We start from the raw sequence: 18,737 nt of genomic DNA, 5'->3' as shown, positions 1-18,737 counted from the left end.
AAATATGGCAGTGACCATAATACTTGCCGCTGCGGTGGCAGTCTATGCCGGGTTTGTGATCCGGAAAAAAGTCAAGGATATAAAAAACGGGAAATTCTGCGGCTGCGGCGGAAACTGCAGGGAGTGCGGCAGGGGCTGCGGCGGGCAGAAGAAGAACGGAGATGAGAAATGAAGATTTTATTGATGGCAGTCAATGCCAAATATATACATTCCAATCTGGCTGTGTACAGCCTGCAGTCCTATGCTGCCCGGCATGGTATCCGGGCGGAGATTGCGGAGTATACCATCAATCAGCAGAAGGATGAGATCCTGCGTGGCGTGTACAGGCAGAAGCCGGAGGTGCTGTGTGTCTCCTGCTATATCTGGAATATCTCCTTTGTGGAAGACATTATGGGAGATATCAGGAAAATACTTCCGGAGACAGATATCTGGGTGGGCGGACCTGAGGTCTCCTACGACGCGGAGGCATTTTTAGAGCGCTGTCCCTGGGCCTGCGGTGTCATGTGCGGGGAAGGGGAGGAGACCTTTCTGGAACTGGCCTCTTACTACGAAAAGAGAACAGAGAAGGAAAACAGCGGGCCTGCTGCCATCCGGGGGCTTGTCTGCAGACAGAAAGGGCAGATTGTGCGAACGCCTTCCAGACCCATTATGGATATGGACAGGCTGGTATTTCCCTATGGGGATATGGCTCTGTTCTCACACAAGATCATTTACTATGAGAGCAGCAGAGGGTGTCCCTTTTCCTGCAGCTACTGCCTGTCATCCATTGACAAGAAACTGCGGTTCAGAAGTTTGGACCTGGTGCTTGATGAGCTGCAGTTTTTCCTGGATGAAAAGGTGCCGCAGGTGAAGTTCGTGGACCGGACATTTAACTGCAAAAAAGAGCATGCAATGGCAGTCTGGACATATATCAGGGACCATGACAACGGCGTGACGAATTTTCATTTTGAGATCGCCGCCGATTTATTGACGGAGGAGGAGATCAGCCTGATCGCCTCCATGCGGCCGGGTCTGATTCAGTTGGAAATCGGAGTGCAGTCTACCAATGAGAGAACAATCAGGGAGATCAGAAGAAAAACCAGCTTTGACAAGATAGCGGAAACGGTCAGGAAGGTGCAGAAGGGCGGAAATGTACACCAGCATCTGGACCTGATCGCGGGTCTTCCCTATGAAGATTACGAGAGCTTCCGCCGTTCCTTTGGGCAGGTCTACGACCTCAGACCCCAGCAGCTTCAGCTTGGATTTCTGAAGGTGCTGAAAGGGTCTTATATGCATGAGATGGCAGAGGCCTATGGATGTGTCTACCAGGAGGCAGAACCCTATGAGGTCCTTAAGACAAACTGGATTTCCTACGGGGATGTGCTGAGGCTGAAGGGTGTGGAAGAGATGGTGGAGGTCTATTACAACAGCGGTCAGTTTATCCGCACGGTAAAAGCCATGGAAGAACTGTTTCCGGATGCATTTTCCATGTATGAAGCGCTGGCAGATTTTTACGATGAGAAGGGATACCAGGGAATCTCTCATACACGGATACGGAGGTATGAAATCCTGCTGGAATATCTGGAGGAGAGGCAGCAGGCGGATACGGAGTATTTCCGGGAACTGATGCTGTTTGATCTGTATGCAAGGGAGAATTTGAAGACCAGGCCGTCCTGGGCCTGTGATATGGCACCATATAAGAAGCGGCTGCAGGCGTTTTACAGAGAAGAGGAAGAAAATCCCGTGCTGCTTGCTGACTACAAGGGGTATCAGGCCAGGCAGACTATGAAAATGACACATTTGGAAGTGTTTCACTATGATATACTGGGCGGTGAAAAGAAGAGAGGGGAATTCCCGGTACTTTTTGACTACCGGAGACGGAACCCGCTGACGTATGACGCCGCCATGTGTGCTGTGAATCTGGAATCAGGAATTGACTGTCAGGGAGAAGATTATGACAAAAAGGACAAAAGAGATACTTGCTAAACTGGATGAAGTCTATACAACAGAATATAAATGTTATCTGAACCATGAAAATCCGGGCCAGCTTCTGATCGCCACCATGCTCAGTGCCCAGTGCACAGATGCCAGGGTGAATATAGTGACCAGGGATTTATTTGTAAAATACCCCAATATGCAGGCGTTTGCCGATGCGGATCTGAAGGAACTGGAGCAGGATATTAAGCCTACGGGATTCTATCACAACAAGGCAAAGAATATTATAGGATGTGCGCAGATGATCTGTGAAAAGTATGGGGGAGAAGTGCCCAGTGCGCTGGAGGATCTGGTACAGCTTCCGGGAGTGGGGCGCAAGACGGCCAATGTGATCCGGGGAAATATTTTCCACGAACCCAGCGTAGTGGTGGATACTCATGTAAAACGTATTTCCAAACGTCTGGGATTCACAAAAGAGGAAGACCCGGAGAAGATTGAGATGGAGCTTATGAAGGTTCTGCCAAAGGACCACTGGATTCTCTACAATATACAGATCATCACCTTCGGCCGGCAGATATGCTTTGCCAGGAATCCAAAGTGTGAGGAATGCTTTCTGACAGATTACTGCAGGGAATACAGGGAGCGGCAAAAAAAGAAAAGGAAATAGACGATATGGATGCATATATAGCTCTGGATTTGGAGACCACAGGCCTGTCCCCAAAATCGGACAGAATACTGGAAATAGGTGCCGCCAGGGTGGTAAACGGAGTGGTTGTGGACAGTTACAGCACTCTCATTGATCCGGAAAGGGTGATTCCCGGGAGGATCACAGAGCTGACCGGAATCACGCAGGATATGGTAAAGGGCATGCCGAAGATAAAGGACGCGGTCCCGGGGCTTGTGGCATTCTGCGGGGAGCTGCCGCTTCTGGGCCATAATATCATGTTTGACTACAGCTTTATAAAACACAGCGCAGTCAATAACGGATTTACTTTTGAAAAAGAGGGAATTGATACTCTGAAGATTTCCAGGGTGCTGCTTGCAGATCTTCCGAGCCGCAGTCTCCAAAGCCTCCGGCTCCACTATGAAATACCACAGGAAAATGCCCACAGGGCTCTGGATGACGCGCTGACGGCACATCTTCTCTACCGGAGACTGAAAAGCGAATACGGTGAGGAGAATTCGGAGCTTTTTGCGCCGAAAATACTGAATTATAAGGTGAAAAAGCAGGGGCCGGCCACACCGGCACAAAAACGCCACTTGCAGGAATTAGTAAAATATCATAGAATAGAGCTTAGCACAGAAGTGGAGAGCCTGACTAAAAATGAAGCCTCCCGACTGATAGATACCATTTTAGGGTCTTATGGAAAGATTATGAGGTGATATGACAATGATGAATATGAACAATAATAAGGTAAAGCGCGTGGTAGCAGGCATTGTGGCGGGAATTCTGGTTCTGGCTATGGTACTTCCCATGGCATTGTCCTTTTTAAGCTGACAGACAGAGAGGACAGGAAACATGAAGATAGGAAAATTACCGGAACCGGTGCTGATCCGTTCCGTTTTAAAAGAAGTACAACATAGAAGGCCGGAGGTCCTGGTTGGTCCTGCGGTTGGCCAGGACTGCGCAGTCCTGGAGCCGGCCAAAGGGGATGTGCTGGTATTCTCCTCCGACCCCATCACCGGTACCATCAAGGATATGGGCAGCCACAGCGTGCATATCACAGCCAATGACCTGGCAGCTTCAGGGGCAGAGCCTCTGGGGATCATGGTGACCATTCTTCTGACTCCCGAGACAGAGGAGGCACAGTTAAAAGAGATGATGCGCGGCCTGGAGTCAGCCTGTGAAGAGCTGAATATCGAGGTTATGGGGGGACACACAGAGATCACGGATGTGGTGAAGCAGCCGCTCATTTCCATCACAGGTGTGGGCAGGATAAAAAAAGAGGAGGTTCTTACAACCTCCGCCGCCAAACCGGGACAGGATGTTGTCATAACGAAATGGATCGGTCTGGAGGGCACATCCATTGCGGCAAAAGAGAAAGAGAAGAAGCTGCTGGAGCGCTTTGCACCTTCTTTTGTGGAGACAGCAAAGAGGTTTGACCGGTATCTCTCCGTGGTACCGGAGGCAAAAATTGCTAAGGCATGGGGTGTATCAGCCATGCATGATATTACGGAGGGCGGCGTGTTCGGCGCACTCTGGGAGATGGGCAGCGGCTCAGGCACAGGTCTTGATATTGATCTGAAGAAGATACCCATCCGGCAGGAGACTGTGGAGGTGTGCGAGGCACTGGGTCTGAATCCCTATATACTCATGTCCAGCGGTTCTATGCTGATCACAACAGATGACGGATTCGGTCTGGTCAGAAAGCTGGAACAGGCGGGAATTCACGCTGCAGTTGTGGGAAAAGTCACAGACAGTAATGACAGGATTCTCAGAAACGGCGAGGATACCAGATACCTGGACAAACCCCAGAGCGATGAGCTCTATAAAATATATCTTGGATAAAAATCCGCAGGCCGGCTGAAATAAGGTTCTGGAAAAAAGAGGCGTAATGATATGGCAAAATTAAACATTGTACTTTTTGAGCCGGAGATCCCGGCAAATACAGGGAATATCGGAAGAACCTGTGTGGCCACAGGCACCAGGCTGCATCTGATCGAGCCTTTGGGATTTAAATTGAATGAGAAGGCGATCAGACGTGCGGGAATGGATTACTGGAAGGACCTGGATGTGACCACTTATATTAACTATCAGGACTTTCTGGAGCGCAATCCCGGGGCGAAAATTTACATGGCTACAACAAAAGGCCCTCAGACGTATGTGGATGTCCGTTATGAGGAGGACTGTTACATTATGTTCGGCAAGGAAAGTGCCGGTATTCCGGAGGAGATTCTTCTGGACAACCAGGAGACAGCGATCCGTATCCCCATGATCGGTAATATCCGTTCCCTGAATCTGGCCAATTCTGTTGCCATTGTGCTGTATGAGGCGCTGCGGCAGAATCACTTTGACCATATGCAGTTAGAAGGGCATCTGACAAAGTATGACTGGAAGTAAATAGAATATTCCGTGAAAAACGGTGAGAAAACAGAAGACGGCAGACAGACGGTACCGGCCAAAAATGATATGCCCCCTGTCAAGTAGACAGGTTAAATATCTAAAATGAAATGCAGATGAACGATCACACAGATTTGTGTGGTCGTTTTTCTATGCACACCATTTCTCTTTATATTTCTCAATTCTCTTATTCGTAGGAATTGGATATTCCTGAATTATCTCAGACTGTAGCGCTTCATTTCTTACTTCCAAAGGTGTTTTACAATGATATCTATCTTGTGGTCGTTTTGTTGAATAAAATCGTATGTAATCATTTATTGCATGCCTTAAAGAAGCTTCCTCTGTGATCTCATACATTTGATACATTTCAGCTTTTATAATGCCCCAAAACCCCTCTGTAGGTCCGTTATCAATACAATGTCCAACTCTTGACATAGATTGTTCCATTTCCTGTTCTATAAGTTTTCTTTTAAACACTTTACTGGTATATTGAAACCCTCTGTCTGAGTGAAAAAGTGGCTTAGCATCTGGATTGGCTTCGATTGCTTTTTCAAATGTTTTAAATACCAGATGATTATCATTTCTGCAACTTATGACATGTGAAACTGGATATCTGTCGTACAAATCCAGAATGGCACTTAAATAGAGTTTCTTCTGTGTACCTGGTACTTTGAATTCTGTTACATCTGTTGTCCATTTCTTATTAGGTGCATCTGCATAAAAATCTCTTCCAAGTTTATTTTCAGCCGTTTCATCAGGTGTAGAAGATCTATATGTTTTCTTTTTCTTTCGGATTACTGCATGGATATCAAGTTTTTGCATGATTCTATGCACACGTTTTTTGCTGTAGTTCGTATGATTAAAGTGATTAATCCACGAAGTCATTCTACGATATCCCAAGATGTGATCAAATCGTTCATCATACTCTTTAATTAGCTCCGCAAGTTCTATGTTTTTGAGTTCATGCTCAGGAATTTCACGATGAAGCCATTTGTAATACGCAGCTCGTGATATTTCCAGTTGTTTACACATCCAGTTAAGGCTCCAATGCTTGTTTTCATAAAAGAACTTTATTGCCATAAATCTGGAATCATATCTTAGTTTTCCTAGCCTCACATCCTTTCGAATTCTTTCACTTTTTTTAACAGTTCTGTCAGCATATCCTTTTCTTTCAGTTGACTCTTTAATCTAAGATTTTCACGCCGCAAGCGTTCTAATTCATCAACCTCATCATCCGTTTTATGATGACCTCGTTTATCTATTAATGCATCATTTCCATTAGCATCATATTTCTTTACCCAAGAATAAACCTGGTTGTAAGATACATCATACAAGGATGCAGTATCTTTGTAATTACGTTCGTGATTTATACAGTATTCAACAATTTCTCTGCGTTCCTCAATAGTTGTTTTTCTTCTTGCTTCTGCCATATAGACCTCCCTTTTAGGATTATAATCCTTAAGTTCTCTATTGGCATTATAACGCATAATCCAGCCTCTGAGTACCGCCCTTGAAGAGATATTATATCTGGCAACAATATCGTCTACGCTCCCTTGTCCTGACAGGACAGCCTCTGCGCACATCTTTTTAAAATCTGACGAATAAGAGGAGTTTCCGGAAACCTTGAAAAATGCGGAGATTCCATAAAGCCTGTATTTGGCTACCCATTGCTGCAGCGTTGTTTTCCCAATGTTATATTTTTCTGACAGAAAAGGATAGGAACTCCCATCAAGGTACTCCCGTGAAACCTTTGCACGGAATTCTACTGTATGTGGTGATTTGGACATAAAAATACCTCCTAAGTAGCTTTTGGTTATTTCCATTGTCTACTTAAGAGGTATCATATCAAAACCCGGTTCCGGCTGTCTGCCGTTTTTTAATTTTTATTTTCTGTCCCTTTGGAGAGGGTGAAGATAAATTCCGTACCCACACCTTCTGTGCTTATGACATTGATGTGCTGGTTGTGGGAGTTGATGATCTCCTTCACAATGGAGAGCCCAAGACCAGTGCCTTTTCTGTCTTTTCCTCTTGAAGGATCTGTCTTGTAGAAACGGTCCCAGATTTTTGGGAGGCTGCTTTTGGGTATGCCGCAGCCCGAGTCCTTGACAGAGACAAATACGGTCTCATGCTTTATGGTGGTCTCCACCTTGATGATGGAATCCGGCGGGCTGAATTTGCTGGCATTGTCTATCAGGTTGTAGAGAACCTGCTGTATTTTACCCATATCCGCGGATACATACAGGGTCTGCCCGGTGAGCAGCAGTTCAATGGAAATGCGTTTTTCACGGCAGATGCCCTCAAAGGCGGCGGCGGTAGTCTTGATGGTATTGTTGATATCAAAGTTTGTATATTCCAGCATTCTGCCCTTTTCGTCCATGTCGTTCAGGGTGAGGAGGCTCTGGGTCAGTTTGTACAGGCGGTCTGTCTCGTACACCACGATGTTCAGATATTTATTCTGAAGCTCAGGCGGAATCGTGCCGTCCAGGATGGCTTCCGTGTAACCTTTGATGGAAGTCAGGGGGGAGCGGAAGTCATGGGATACATTGGAGACAAATTTTCGCTGGTATTCCCCTGTCTTGTCAAGCTCATCGGACATGTAATTCAGGGTCAGAGCCAGATAGCCCATCTCATCCCTTGTGTACACCGGGATATTGTGCTTCAGGTTACCGGAGGCAAACTGATCAGCTCCTGCGATGATCTTCTTCAGCGGGCGGTAGACCATGAAGGAAAATACAGCCAGCATGAGCAGCATGATCAGAAGTAGGATCAGGATCAGAAGATAGATAATATTCATCACATCGTTCTCCTGCTCCTGCAGAATGGACATGGGAAGATGCATGGCCACATATCCCTGAATGGACATTTTCCAGGTGACAGGTACCATGACACTCAGATGATCCTCTGCAAACTGGTCATAAAAACAGCCGATCTGGTAGTAGGAGCCGCTGGAGTGCCCGGGATTAAAATGCTCTATGGTCCTGGTCTCATCCTCAGAAAAATCATCGGATGTACTCAGGAGAATCTCACCCTGTGGACTGATCAGCCAGATCTCCGCATCCTGATAGATGGACAGGGTTTTCAGGTTCATGGCAACGCTGTCCAGAGTCGCCTGTTCCTGATAGTATTTGGAGGCTCTGTTCTCTGCGATGGAGGAAGCCTCCCGGTATAAATCTCCGCTGTAGACATCCTCCAGATGGTTCTCCACCATGGAGGGGCCTATCATGGAAACTGTGAAGAAACCGATAAACCCCAGAATCAGGAAGAATGCCACAAACTTGATATAAAGCGATTTTTTCATCCGTTTTTGACCTCGAATTTATAGCCGATACCCCATACGGTGCTGATGGACCAGGCGGGGTGGTCCTTTATTTTTTCCCTCAGACGTTTGATATGTACGTCCACGGTTCTTGTGTCCCCGATATACTCATATCCCCAGATATGGTCCAGGAGCTGTTCCCTTGTAAAGACCTGATTGGGGGAGGCAGCCAGGAAATACAGAAGCTCCAGTTCTTTTGGCGGCATATCCACCTGTTTTCCGTAATATACAACAGAATAGTTGGTCAGGTTGATAGCCAGGTCAGGATACTCCACGTATTTGCCTGAGGGCTGGTTTCCCGGAGCCACAGTAGGCTGGTAGCGGCGGAGGACAGCCTTCACCCTTGCAACCAGTTCCTTGGAGTCAAAGGGTTTGATCATATAGTCATCCGCGCCCAGTTCCAGTCCCAGGACCTTGTCGAAGATCTCCCCTTTTGCGGAGAGCATAATGATAGGAACATTGGATTTGTGGCGGATTTCCCGGCAGACCTGATAGCCATCCATGCCGGGAAGCATTAAATCCAGTAAAATGAGGTTAGGGCCGAAGGAGGCAAATGCCTTCAGCGCCTCCTCACCGTCATTGACAATCATGGTGTCAAAGCATTCCTTGGTGAGGTACAGAGAGATAAGCTCTGCAATGTTGTTGTCGTCGTCAACGATCAGTATTTTCTGTTTCGCAGCCATGATATACCCCCTATGGTTTATTTCTTGAATTCTACGATGGTGACTCCGGCGTCCCCTTCGCCGAATTCAGCCAGATGATAGTCCTTTACATATTTCAGGCGTTTGAGGTAGTTGTGGATGCCTTTCCGCAGGGCGCCTGTGCCCTTGCCGTGGACAACGCGGACACTGTTTAAATGTGCCAGGTATGCGTCATCCAGGTATTTGTCCAGCTCAGCCACAGCTTCGTCCACGGTCTTGCCGAGCAGATTGATCTCTGTGCTGACTGAGGCGGATTTGTTCATCTTTATCTTGCCGGCGCCTGTTCTCGAAAGTGCCGGGCCGGTGATGACCGGTTCGTCCAGAAGCTGCAGATCGGAAATGTGTACCCTGGAGCGCAGGATGCCCATCTGTACAAAGAGCATGCCCTTGGCATCGGGCTTGGAGCTTACGGTTCCCTTTACATTCATACTCAGAACCTTGACGGAATCGCCCAGGGACAGATCCTGGGGGCGGAGCGTGGATGCTTTTTTGGGAGGTGTCTTAAGCGCCACCTTTTTGCCTGCGGAATCCATTTTTTTACGCAGTTCGGAGCGTCTCTGTTCCAGTTCTTTTGCGGAGAGGGTTTCCTTTCCGGCTTTATTGAAGACTTTCATAGTCTGGTCAGCGTATTCCTTGGCTTCCCGAAGAACACGGTGTGCCTCCTCATTGGCCTCCGCCAGGATGCGCTCTTTCCGCTGTTCCAGTTTATCCTGTTTTTCCTCTAACTGGGCTTTGAGGGCCTTGATCTCCTTTTTGTAGGAGGCAATCTCTTCCCGCTCAGTCTCAATGGTGATGCGGCTCTGTTCCAGGCTGGTCAGTACATCCTCAAAGGATTCGTCCTCCTGGCTGATCTGTTCTCTGGCACGGTCAATGATATATTCCGGCAGTCCCAGCTTGCCTGAAATGGCAAATGCGTTGCTCTTTCCGGGAACACCTATGAGCAGGCGGTAAGTGGGACGCAGGGTCTCCACATCAAATTCACAGGAAGCATTCTCCACGCCGGGGGTGGAGAGGGCATAAACCTTTAATTCACTGTAGTGGGTGGTTGCCATAACGCGCACACCGCGGTCATGGAGGGAGGAGAGAATGGCAATTGCCAGAGCCGCGCCCTCTGTGGGGTCTGTGCCGGCGCCCAGCTCATCAAAGAGCACCAGGGAATCTTTATCCGCTTTTTCGATAAAATGCACCACATTGGTCATGTGGGAGGAGAAGGTACTGAGGCTCTGCTCAATGCTCTGTTCATCCCCGATATCCGCGTAAACTTCCTTGAAAACGCTGAGACGGGAATTATCAAAGGCAGGTATATGGAGGCCTGACTGTCCCATCAGGGTCAATAATCCGACGGTCTTTAAGGAGACGGTTTTACCACCCGTGTTTGGACCTGTGACTACCAGCAGATCAAAGGATTCGCCCAGGCGCACATCGATGGGAACCACCTGATGCTTTTCGATAAGCGGGTGGCGGGCCTTCTTGATATCAATGATTCCCTCCCGGTTAAATACCGGTTCTGAGGCATTTTGGGATTTGGCCAGCAGGGCGCGGGCAAAGATGAAATCCAGTTCCACCATAATTTTCAGGTTGTCATCTATAAGTTCCAGATTCCCGGCAGCCAGTTCGCTTAAGTTTGACAGCACGATCTCAATTTCCTGCTGTTCTTTTATTTCCAGTTCCCTCAGGTCGTTGTTTAGCTTTACAACCGCCATGGGTTCCACGAAAATGGTGGAGCCGGTGGAGGACTGGTCATGGATCATGCCGGGCACCTGGCCTTTGTGCTCTGCCTTTACAGGAATACAGTAGCGGCCGTTGCGCATGGTGATCACCGCATCCTGGAGATAGGAGCGGGAACCGCCGTTTACAATGGAATTTAACTGGCTGTGGATCTTGTCATTGGTATTTTTCATGGAGCGGCGCACCTGGCGCAGTCCGGGACTTGCGTCATCAGCAATCTCCTCCTCGGAGAGAATACAGCGCCGGATCTCTGCAGACAGAGGAGTCAGAGGCTGTAAAACCTCAAACATGCCGTCCAGGGAGTCTGTGCGCTCGTCCTCATTCTCTTTTCTGGAGTAGGCTTTGGCACGGTTTGTATTTTCCAGAAGAGAGCAGATGGCCAGCAGTTCGCCGGCGCCTAAGGTACTTCCCACTTCCAGGCGTTTCAGAGAGCCGCGGACATCCTTCACTCCGCCGAAAGACAGGCTGCCCTTCTGATAGATACGGGCCAGAGCATCTGCGGTTTCCTGCTGCATGACCTCAATCTTACCGATCTCATCCAGAGGAGTCAGTTCCCGGCAGAGTGCCTTTCCCATGGAGCAGGTGGCAAAGCTCTCCAGCTGTTCTATGATTTTATAATATTCCAGAGTTCGTAATGCTTTTTCATTCATAAAATTCACCTTTTTAAGTATCTGATTAATATGTCCGGTTCTGTCACGGCATAATTTCGCCATGATACAGATACTCTTATTCTAACGCATATCGGGCGGAAAGAAAAGGGACTTTTTGAGGGCAGCAGGAAATAATTTTGGCCTTCTTCATAAATTGTTCACATATATCTGGTAAAATAATTAAAAGTTTATGGCATCTTTTACAGAGCGGCAGGAGATGTGTTATGGATGATGAAAAAAAAGAAGATTTAAGGCACGAGGATGAAAAGCAGGAACAGGACACCGGAGCAGATAATTACGAGTTCCTGAAAGAGACAATCAAAGAGCGCCCTATTGATAAAAAAAAGCTGGCCAGGCACGCCGGCTTTCTTGCAGCCGGAGGGGTTCTTTTCGGCCTTGCGGCTGCGCTGACATTTGCCTATGTGGAACCCAAGATAGAGAAAAACGTACAGAGCAAAGAGGTTCCCTATGTAAACATTCCGGGAGACGAAGAGCCGGGAACCCAGGAGGAGCAGAATCCCCAGGACAATGGGCAGTCAGAGCAGCAGACAGCAGATGAATCCGCTGAGGACAGCCAGGCAGCCCAGGCGGAATCCAGGGAGATCACACTGGATGATTACAAGAACCTGTACACAGAGATTCTGAAGCAGGCGGAAGAGCCAAAGAAGGCCATGGTGACGGTGATCGGCAGCAAGAAGGATGAAGACTGGTTTCAGACACCTTATGAAAACCAGATATCAGGTCTGATCGTTGCGGATAACGGGCAGGAGATGTTTATACTCACAGAGTACAGAATCGTGGAAAATGTGGACCGGATACAGGTGGTATTCTGCGATGGGAGCGTGGTGGATGCCAGGTTCCAGAAAGCGGATAAGAATACGGGATTTGCCATCCTGAAGGTTCCCGTGTCCGACATCTCAGCAGAGACAAAGGAAAAGATCATAACAGCGCCTCTGGGCAATTCATACGGATTAAATCAGGGAGAACCTGTTATTGCAATTGGAAGCCCGATGGGGTATAGTGATTCTATAGCTTATGGAGTGGTGACTTCGACCACCAATTCTGTGTCTAAAGTGGACGCGGAGTACGGCATTCTCACAACCGATATTGTGGGGAGCGGAGACGGAAGCGGGATTCTTGTGAATCTGAAAGGGGAAGTTGTGGGTGTGATAGCCCAGTCTTTCGCCAAGGCCGATACAAAGAATATCATCACCGGTCTGTCCATATCCCAGACAAAGGATCTGATTGAAAATCTGTCCAACAATAAGGATATCGTTTATATGGGAGTCACCGGGCAGACGATCACCTCAGAGATTTCCGAGAAGAAAGGCATCCCCAAAGGTGTCTTCGTAGAAGGTGTGGAGATAGATTCACCGGCCATGCAGGCCGATATCCGCAATGCGGATGTGATCGTGGAGGTCAACAAAGAAAAGGTGGAGACAGTAAAAGGCTATCAGCAGCAGCTAAAATCCTGTAAAGCCGGTTCTGTCATAGAAGTCAAGGCAATGCGCCAGGGAACCGAAGGCTATGTGGAAGTTACTTTTGAAGTGACTTTGGGGGCATTATAAAAAGAAAGGATTCTGTGTGAAACAGACACACAGAACCGGCAGCGGCATGCATTTTACCGCGCCGGTGGTTGAAATATGAGATTTATCAATGAACTGCACGAAGGCGAAAAGTTAGCGGGGATTTATCTGTGCAAACATAAGCAGCCGGCAGTCACAAAAAACGGAAAACCCTATGAAAATGTGATTTTACAGGACAAGACAGGCACCATAGACGCAAAGATCTGGGACCCTAATTCGCTGGGGATTGATGATTTTGATACCTTGGACTATGTGGATGTTGTGGGAGATGTGACCAGCTTCCAGGGATCTCTGCAGGTGAGCATCAAGCGGGCCCGCAAGGCATCTGAGGGAGAATACGAGCCGGGAAATTATCTTCCGGTCAGTGATAAAAGCGTGGAGGCCATGTATGGCGAGCTTCTGAATTTCGTAAGCCGGGTGAAGAATATTTATCTTTCCCGTCTTCTGCACAGCTTTTTTGCGGAAGATGAGGCGTTTATCAGGGCATTCAAGGGGAATTCCGCTGCAAAAACCGTGCATCATGGATTTATCGGTGGACTTTTGGAGCATACTCTGAGTGTAGTGAAGCTCTGCAGCTATTACTGCAGTACATATCCCATTCTCAATGAAGACCTGCTGATCACAGCAGCCATGCTTCATGATATCGGCAAGACCAAAGAACTCAGCCCGTTTCCCATGAATGACTATACGGATGACGGACAGCTTCTGGGACACATTATGATCGGAGCCGAGATGATCCATGATAAAGCCCGGGAAATCCCGGGATTTCCGGAGAAGCTGGAGAGCGAGCTGAAACACTGTATTCTGGCCCACCACGGCGAACTGGAATATGGATCACCGAAAAAACCTGCGCTTGCAGAGGCAGTGGCACTGAACCTTGCGGATAATACGGATGCCAAGATGGAGACATTGACGGAAATCTTCCGTGCAGCAGGGGAAAATAAGGAATGGCTGGGATATAACCGGCTGTTTGAGTCCAATTTGAGAAAAAGCGGCTGTGAAGAATAACAGGAACAGAATATTTAGGTAGAAAAAGGGGAGCGGCAGTCAGCCATAAGGCAGAAGCCACTCCCTTTTTGGACGAAAGCAGACAGTGAAAAGTTTTCGGATGGAAGGAAGAGAGAGATGGAATTTAAGAAAAATGATATTGTCACAGTGAAAATAGAAGACATGAGCCATGACGGTTCCGGCATTGGAAAAGCAGACGGGTATACCCTTTTTATCAAAGACGCGGTGATCGGTGACGAGGTGGAAGCCAAGATCATGAAGACAAAAAAGAATTATGGATTTGCCCGCCTCATGAACGTCCTGGTCCCATCTCCTGACCGCACCGAACCAAAATGCCCGAAGGCCAGGGCATGCGGGGGATGTCAGCTTCAGTTTCTCAGCTATGAAAAACAGTTGGAATTCAAGAAAAACAAGGTGGAAGGCAACCTGCGCCGTATCGGAGGCTTCCGGGATTTTTCCATAGAAAAGGTAATGGGAATGGAGAATCCCTGGAGATATAGGAATAAGGCCCAGTTTCCCTTTGGAAAGGACAAAGACGGCAACATTGTGACAGGCTTCTACGCAGGCAGGACCCATGCGATTATCCCAAACAGAAACTGTTATCTGGGAGTGGAGGAAAATGAGGAGATATTAAACCTTATCATAGAATATATGGAAGAGAACCATGTGGAGCCTTACCATGAGGAGACCGGGAAAGGTCTTGTCCGCCATGCACTGATCCGTTATGGTTTTACCACAAAGGAGATCATGGTATGTCTGATCATCAACGGGGACAGCCTTCCGAAAAAGGACAGACTCATTGAGCGGCTTGTAAAAATTCCGGGAATGACCAGCATTACGGCCAATGTGAACAAGAAGCGCAGCAATGTGATCTTAGGGGAGAAGATACTTCCGCTGTGGGGACAGGGATATATTACGGACTACATCGGTAATGTAAAATACCAGATTTCCCCCCTCTCCTTTTACCAGGTCAATCCGGTGCAGACTGTGAAGCTGTATGAGACAGCGCTTGCATACGCAGGCCTTACGGGAAATGAGACAGTCTGGGACCTGTACTGCGGGATTGGGACCATTTCCCTTTTTCTGGCACAGAAGGCTAAGCAGGTGTACGGTGTGGAGATCGTTCCGGCGGCCATAGAGGATGCAGAGAAAAATGCAGAGCTGAACGGAATCGAAAATGCAGAGTTTTATGTGGGGAAAGCAGAGGAGGTTCTGCCTAGGGAATATAAAGAGAAGGGGATTTATGCGGATGTTATCGTGGTGGACCCTCCAAGGAAAGGCTGCGATGAGGAACTGCTGTCAACCATGCTGGCTATGAGACCGGAGCGGATCGTGTATGTGAGCTGCGATTCCTCTACACTGGCAAGAGATCTGAAGATTTTGTGCAGTGAGGAGTATCGGCTTGAGAGGGTGGCGGTTTGTGATATGTTTCCGGCTTCAGTGCATGTGGAGACTTGTGTGTTGCTACAAAGACGAACTATGTAGAAATCCTTAATTTTAGGCACTTTTTCAAGCATATCGTCTTTACGAGCGAGGGCGATAAAATCAGAAATAAAGAGATAAAAAACTATATCAATGTTTCAGTAGTTGTTGATATAGAGTGTGGGAACACAAACAATTAAATACTAAACTTTAGGGGTACTTGTTAAAAAGTATCCCTTTTCAATGTAAGACGTTCAGAAATGAGCGTCTATTTTTTTACCCAAAATGAAAGGAGCATTAGATTTATGAAAAAGATGTTAAAACGATTGTGTACGGGCTTCTTAGCTCTTGCAACTGTCGTTACTGCTTTACCGACGACACCCGTTCATGCAGAAAGCAAGCAATACTGGACGGAGTCAAAAGAGCGTGTCGGTATCGTTGAAAAAGTAATGAATGACGGTTCGATTGGTTCTACCTTTAATGAGGGGCATTTGACCGTTGAGGGCGAGGACGCTTACTGTATCGACATTAACACAGATTTTAGGAACGGCTACAAGACCAGAACTGACGCAAGCACCCGTATGAGTGCCGACCAGATAAGTGACGTTGCCTTATCTATCGAATATGTGAAACAGTACACAGACAGCCACAGCGGAATAAGCAACAATCACGCCTACCTTTTAAGACAACTTGTTGTCTGGCAGAGATTGAGCGTACATCTTGGCTGGCAATGCGATAACGTGAGAGCTTCTTATGATGAAATTTCAAAGGCAACGCAGGATGAAGTTTTCTCTGGTGCTAGAGCCTTTGTCAAAGAAAATAAAGGACGCTATGAATGTGGCGGTTATATCTACTCTGGCGAGGGGCAGGAATTGGGACAATTCTGGGCGAAATTAAATGTCGGAAATGCGAAACTTAAAAAGACTTCCAGTAATACCAGCATTACAGACAGTAACGGAAACTACTCTATCGCTGGTGCGACCTATGGTGTCTTTGCTGATAAGAATTGCACAAAACAGCTTGCCACCCTTACGACTGATGAAAACGGAAATACAGATGTTGCAGAGGTAACAGTTGGCACAGTCTATATCAAGGAAATATCTGCACCAGTAGGATATAAAGTGGATAAAACAGTCTATCCATTTACAATAAAAGCTGGCAAAACAGCGACCTTGAACGTATCAGATACACCAAAAGTAACAGACACTTTGATTGAGCTTTTCAAGATTGATATGGAAACACAAAAAGACAATCCGCAGGGGAACGCTTCTTTAGCAGGTGCGGAATTTACATGGAAGTATTATGCAGGCTTCTATAACAAAGACAATCTCCCTGCCGAAGCTACTCGTACATGGGTTACAAAGACAATCGCTGAAACAGACAGCGACGGGACAACCTACTACCTCACAAAATTAGCGGACGCATACAAGGTATCTGGCGACAGCTTCTATATGCAGGATGGCAAGGCGGTTCTTCCACTTGGAACGCTAACCGTAGAAGAAACAAAAGCTCCAAACGGCTATTTGCTTGACGGTGCATATATGCAGGCTGGCGATAAGTCTGAACAGATAAAAGGCTTATACGTAACACAGATTACCGAGGACGGCGACCTTGCCGTATTAACTGGAAGTAATCAGTTTTCCGTATCAGATAAGGTTATCCGTGGCGGTGTGAAAATTCAGAAGCGAGATTTAGAAACGGGCGATACCAAACCACAAGGAAGTGCCACTTTAAAAGATACTGCCTTTGACATTATTTCCTTAAATGATAATGCGGTATTGGTTGAGGGAAAGCTCTATAAGAAAAATGAAGTAGTAAAAACAATCCGTACAGACCTTGAGGGTGTTGCTTCTACTTCTTCTGACCTCTTACCTTATGGAAACTTCCGTATCGTTGAGAGCGAAGCTCCAAACGGATATTTGACAGACGGTGCGAAGCCGATTGATTTTGCAATCACAGAAAATGGAAAAATCGTGGACTTAACCGACGAAGCCCATTCTATCTACAATCAGATTAAGCGTGGCGATATTGAGGGCGTAAAAATCGGTGCAGGCACACACAAGCGTCTTGCTGATGTTCCCTTTAGGATCACAAGCAAGACGACGGGAGAAAGTCATATCGTGGTAACTGACGATAACGGGCAGTTCTCCACTTCTGCTGACTGGGCTTCTCATAAACACAATACCAACGCAGGCAAGACCAGCGAGGACGGTGTGTGGTTTGGAACTTCTGAACCAGACGACAGCAAAGGTGCATTGCTTTATGATACTTACATCATTGAAGAATTGAAATGTGATAGTAACAAAGGCTTTGAACTTATCCCACCTTTTGAAATCGTAGTATCAAGAAATAATCTTGTGATTGATTTAGGGACTTTAACTGATGAATACGAAAAAGAAATCTCTATCCATACCACAGCAACCAGCAAAGACGGCGAAAAGACTATCCTTGCAGGAAAAGAGGTTACGATTGTTGATACGGTCAAATTAGACGGACTTACCAAAGGCACAAAATACCAGCTCAAAGGCTGGCAGATGTTAAAAGAAGAAAATGCCGAGCTTATCATTGACGGGAAACGTGTGGAAAACGATGATACCTTTGTCGCTGATGAGGAAGAAATGAAAGTGGAAATTTCCTATACATTCAATGCGTCTGCTTTAGGTAGCAAGAACCTTGTTACCTTTGAAGAATTGTATGATTTGAGCAATCCAGACGAACCCGTGAAAGTTGCGGAACATAAAGACATTGAGGACGACGGGCAGACTGTTTTAATCACAGAGCGTATCATCAAAATTCATACGACTGCTACCGACAAAGACGGCAACAAAGAGCTTGAAGCAGGAAAAGAGGTAACAATCATTGATACCGTAACCTTAGAGGGCTTAGAAGTCGGTACACAGTATAAACTTGTAGGCTGGCAGATGTTGAAAGAAGAAAATGCAGAGCTTCTTATCAATGGAAAGCGTGTGGAAAGTGATTATACGTTTATCGCTGACAGCGAAACAATGAAAGTAGAAGTTGCCTTTACCTTTGACGCTACTTCTCTGGACGGTAAACAGCTTGTAACTTTTGAAGAATTGTACGACTTCAGCAATCCAGATGAGCCGAAGAAAGTTACCGAGCATAAGGACATTGAGGATAAGGGACAGACGATTACCTTTAAGGAAAAGCCAGAAGAACCAGAGAAACCCGAAACACCACAGACACCAGAAAAGCCGAGCAGACCGAGCGACAGTCCCAAAACGGGCGATAACACAAACCTTTACGGACTGCTTGCACTTCTTATGACTTCTGGTGCTGGACTGGCAGGTATCTTCTTCTACAAACGCCGTAAAATGAAGAAATCATAAG

15 protein-coding genes are annotated in these 18,737 nt (G+C 46.9%); 10 read left to right on the top strand and 5 right to left on the bottom strand.

Going from position 1 to position 18,737, the window contains the following annotated elements; genetic code table 11:
- The first annotated feature begins 4 nt into the window (after nucleotides 1–4).
- From V8Q34_RS19240 to V8Q34_RS19215, 6 genes are all read left to right on the top strand, one after another.
- Nucleotides 5–172 carry a FeoB-associated Cys-rich membrane protein gene (locus tag V8Q34_RS19240; RefSeq protein WP_103731636.1) on the top strand — a complete coding sequence of 56 codons (168 nt, stop codon included), beginning with the start codon at nucleotides 5–7 and terminating at the stop codon, nucleotides 170–172.
- Nucleotides 169–1,965, top strand: coding sequence for a B12-binding domain-containing radical SAM protein (locus tag V8Q34_RS19235; RefSeq protein ID WP_335836148.1), 1,797 nt, complete (start codon nucleotides 169–171; stop codon nucleotides 1,963–1,965). The genes V8Q34_RS19240 and V8Q34_RS19235 overlap by 4 nt, the downstream gene beginning before the upstream one ends.
- A complete protein-coding gene (gene nth / locus V8Q34_RS19230; protein ID WP_335836147.1) occupies nucleotides 1,934–2,581 on the top strand; it encodes an endonuclease III in 648 nt (215 codons plus the stop codon). The genes V8Q34_RS19235 and nth overlap by 32 nt, the downstream gene beginning before the upstream one ends.
- 5 nt (nucleotides 2,582–2,586) lie before the next feature.
- The gene (locus tag V8Q34_RS19225) at nucleotides 2,587–3,297 is read left to right on the top strand and encodes a 3'-5' exonuclease (RefSeq protein ID WP_227244941.1); all 711 of its coding nucleotides are present in this window, start codon (nucleotides 2,587–2,589) and stop codon (nucleotides 3,295–3,297) included.
- Nucleotides 3,298–3,433: 136 nt separating this feature from the next.
- The gene (locus V8Q34_RS19220) at nucleotides 3,434–4,423 is read left to right on the top strand and encodes an AIR synthase family protein (RefSeq protein WP_335836146.1); all 990 of its coding nucleotides are present in this window, start codon (nucleotides 3,434–3,436) and stop codon (nucleotides 4,421–4,423) included.
- A gap of 51 nt (nucleotides 4,424–4,474) precedes the next feature.
- Nucleotides 4,475–4,975, top strand: coding sequence for a tRNA (cytidine(34)-2'-O)-methyltransferase (locus V8Q34_RS19215; protein WP_033143110.1), 501 nt, complete (start codon nucleotides 4,475–4,477; stop codon nucleotides 4,973–4,975).
- 150 nt (nucleotides 4,976–5,125) lie between these two features.
- Here V8Q34_RS19215 and V8Q34_RS19210 read toward each other — a convergent pair whose 3' ends face one another.
- From V8Q34_RS19210 to V8Q34_RS19190, 5 genes are all read right to left on the bottom strand, one after another.
- A complete protein-coding gene (locus V8Q34_RS19210) occupies nucleotides 5,126–6,055 on the bottom strand; it encodes an IS3 family transposase (RefSeq protein ID WP_244807376.1) in 930 nt (309 codons plus the stop codon).
- Between the two features lie 32 nt (nucleotides 6,056–6,087).
- Nucleotides 6,088–6,762 carry a helix-turn-helix domain-containing protein gene (locus tag V8Q34_RS19205; RefSeq protein ID WP_335836145.1) on the bottom strand — a complete coding sequence of 225 codons (675 nt, stop codon included), beginning with the start codon at nucleotides 6,760–6,762 and terminating at the stop codon, nucleotides 6,088–6,090.
- Nucleotides 6,763–6,851: 89 nt separating this feature from the next.
- A complete protein-coding gene (locus V8Q34_RS19200) occupies nucleotides 6,852–8,273 on the bottom strand; it encodes a sensor histidine kinase (RefSeq protein WP_103732984.1) in 1,422 nt (473 codons plus the stop codon).
- Nucleotides 8,270–8,974, bottom strand: a complete 705-nt coding sequence (locus V8Q34_RS19195) for a response regulator transcription factor (protein ID WP_018592951.1) — start codon at nucleotides 8,972–8,974, stop codon at nucleotides 8,270–8,272. Before V8Q34_RS19195 ends, V8Q34_RS19200 begins: the two co-directional genes overlap by 4 nt.
- 17 nt (nucleotides 8,975–8,991) lie before the next feature.
- A complete protein-coding gene (locus V8Q34_RS19190) occupies nucleotides 8,992–11,370 on the bottom strand; it encodes an endonuclease MutS2 (protein WP_227211834.1) in 2,379 nt (792 codons plus the stop codon).
- 224 nt (nucleotides 11,371–11,594) lie between these two features.
- On the opposite strand from V8Q34_RS19190, the gene V8Q34_RS19185 reads away from it, so the two are divergent.
- From V8Q34_RS19185 to V8Q34_RS19170, 4 genes are all read left to right on the top strand, one after another.
- Complete coding sequence (locus V8Q34_RS19185) at nucleotides 11,595–12,938, top strand: S1C family serine protease (protein ID WP_335836144.1); 1,344 nt, start codon at nucleotides 11,595–11,597, stop codon at nucleotides 12,936–12,938.
- Nucleotides 12,939–13,013: 75 nt separating this feature from the next.
- Complete coding sequence (locus tag V8Q34_RS19180; protein ID WP_103732993.1) at nucleotides 13,014–13,964, top strand: 3'-5' exoribonuclease YhaM family protein; 951 nt, start codon at nucleotides 13,014–13,016, stop codon at nucleotides 13,962–13,964.
- Nucleotides 13,965–14,081: 117 nt separating this feature from the next.
- On the top strand, nucleotides 14,082–15,449 hold the full coding sequence (gene rlmD / locus V8Q34_RS19175) for a 23S rRNA (uracil(1939)-C(5))-methyltransferase RlmD (protein WP_335836143.1): 1,368 nt from the start codon (nucleotides 14,082–14,084) through the stop codon (nucleotides 15,447–15,449).
- A 242-nt stretch (nucleotides 15,450–15,691) separates the two neighbouring features.
- Nucleotides 15,692–18,736 carry an SrtB-anchored collagen-binding adhesin gene (locus tag V8Q34_RS19170; protein ID WP_335836142.1) on the top strand — a complete coding sequence of 1,015 codons (3,045 nt, stop codon included), beginning with the start codon at nucleotides 15,692–15,694 and terminating at the stop codon, nucleotides 18,734–18,736.
- Nucleotide 18,737: the final 1 nt, after the last annotated feature.

The sequence above is a fragment of the Blautia sp. JLR.GB0024 genome (genome assembly GCF_037000545.1).
GTDB classification, from domain to species: Bacteria; Bacillota; Clostridia; order Lachnospirales; family Lachnospiraceae; genus Blautia; species Blautia celeris.
The sequence above is the reverse complement of the archived record's forward strand: the minus strand, read 5'-3'. Positions and strand labels throughout refer to the sequence as shown.

What these genes read in the sequence shown, in the direction of transcription:
- V8Q34_RS19240 (WP_103731636.1), top strand. Translation starts at nt 5, where the DNA reads ATGGCAGTGACCATAATACTTGCCGCTGCGGTGGCAGTCTATGCCGGG.
- V8Q34_RS19235 (WP_335836148.1), top strand. Translation starts at nt 169, where the DNA reads ATGAAGATTTTATTGATGGCAGTCAATGCCAAATATATACATTCCAAT.
- nth (WP_335836147.1), top strand. Translation starts at nt 1,934, where the DNA reads ATGACAAAAAGGACAAAAGAGATACTTGCTAAACTGGATGAAGTCTAT.
- V8Q34_RS19225 (WP_227244941.1), top strand. Translation starts at nt 2,587, where the DNA reads ATGGATGCATATATAGCTCTGGATTTGGAGACCACAGGCCTGTCCCCA.
- V8Q34_RS19220 (WP_335836146.1), top strand. Translation starts at nt 3,434, where the DNA reads ATGAAGATAGGAAAATTACCGGAACCGGTGCTGATCCGTTCCGTTTTA.
- V8Q34_RS19215 (WP_033143110.1), top strand. Translation starts at nt 4,475, where the DNA reads ATGGCAAAATTAAACATTGTACTTTTTGAGCCGGAGATCCCGGCAAAT.
- V8Q34_RS19210 (WP_244807376.1), bottom strand. Translation starts at nt 6,055, where the DNA reads ATGGCAATAAAGTTCTTTTATGAAAACAAGCATTGGAGCCTTAACTGG.
- V8Q34_RS19205 (WP_335836145.1), bottom strand. Translation starts at nt 6,762, where the DNA reads ATGTCCAAATCACCACATACAGTAGAATTCCGTGCAAAGGTTTCACGG.
- V8Q34_RS19200 (WP_103732984.1), bottom strand. Translation starts at nt 8,273, where the DNA reads ATGAAAAAATCGCTTTATATCAAGTTTGTGGCATTCTTCCTGATTCTG.
- V8Q34_RS19195 (WP_018592951.1), bottom strand. Translation starts at nt 8,974, where the DNA reads ATGGCTGCGAAACAGAAAATACTGATCGTTGACGACGACAACAACATT.
- V8Q34_RS19190 (WP_227211834.1), bottom strand. Translation starts at nt 11,370, where the DNA reads ATGAATGAAAAAGCATTACGAACTCTGGAATATTATAAAATCATAGAA.
- V8Q34_RS19185 (WP_335836144.1), top strand. Translation starts at nt 11,595, where the DNA reads ATGGATGATGAAAAAAAAGAAGATTTAAGGCACGAGGATGAAAAGCAG.
- V8Q34_RS19180 (WP_103732993.1), top strand. Translation starts at nt 13,014, where the DNA reads ATGAGATTTATCAATGAACTGCACGAAGGCGAAAAGTTAGCGGGGATT.
- rlmD (WP_335836143.1), top strand. Translation starts at nt 14,082, where the DNA reads ATGGAATTTAAGAAAAATGATATTGTCACAGTGAAAATAGAAGACATG.
- V8Q34_RS19170 (WP_335836142.1), top strand. Translation starts at nt 15,692, where the DNA reads ATGAAAAAGATGTTAAAACGATTGTGTACGGGCTTCTTAGCTCTTGCA.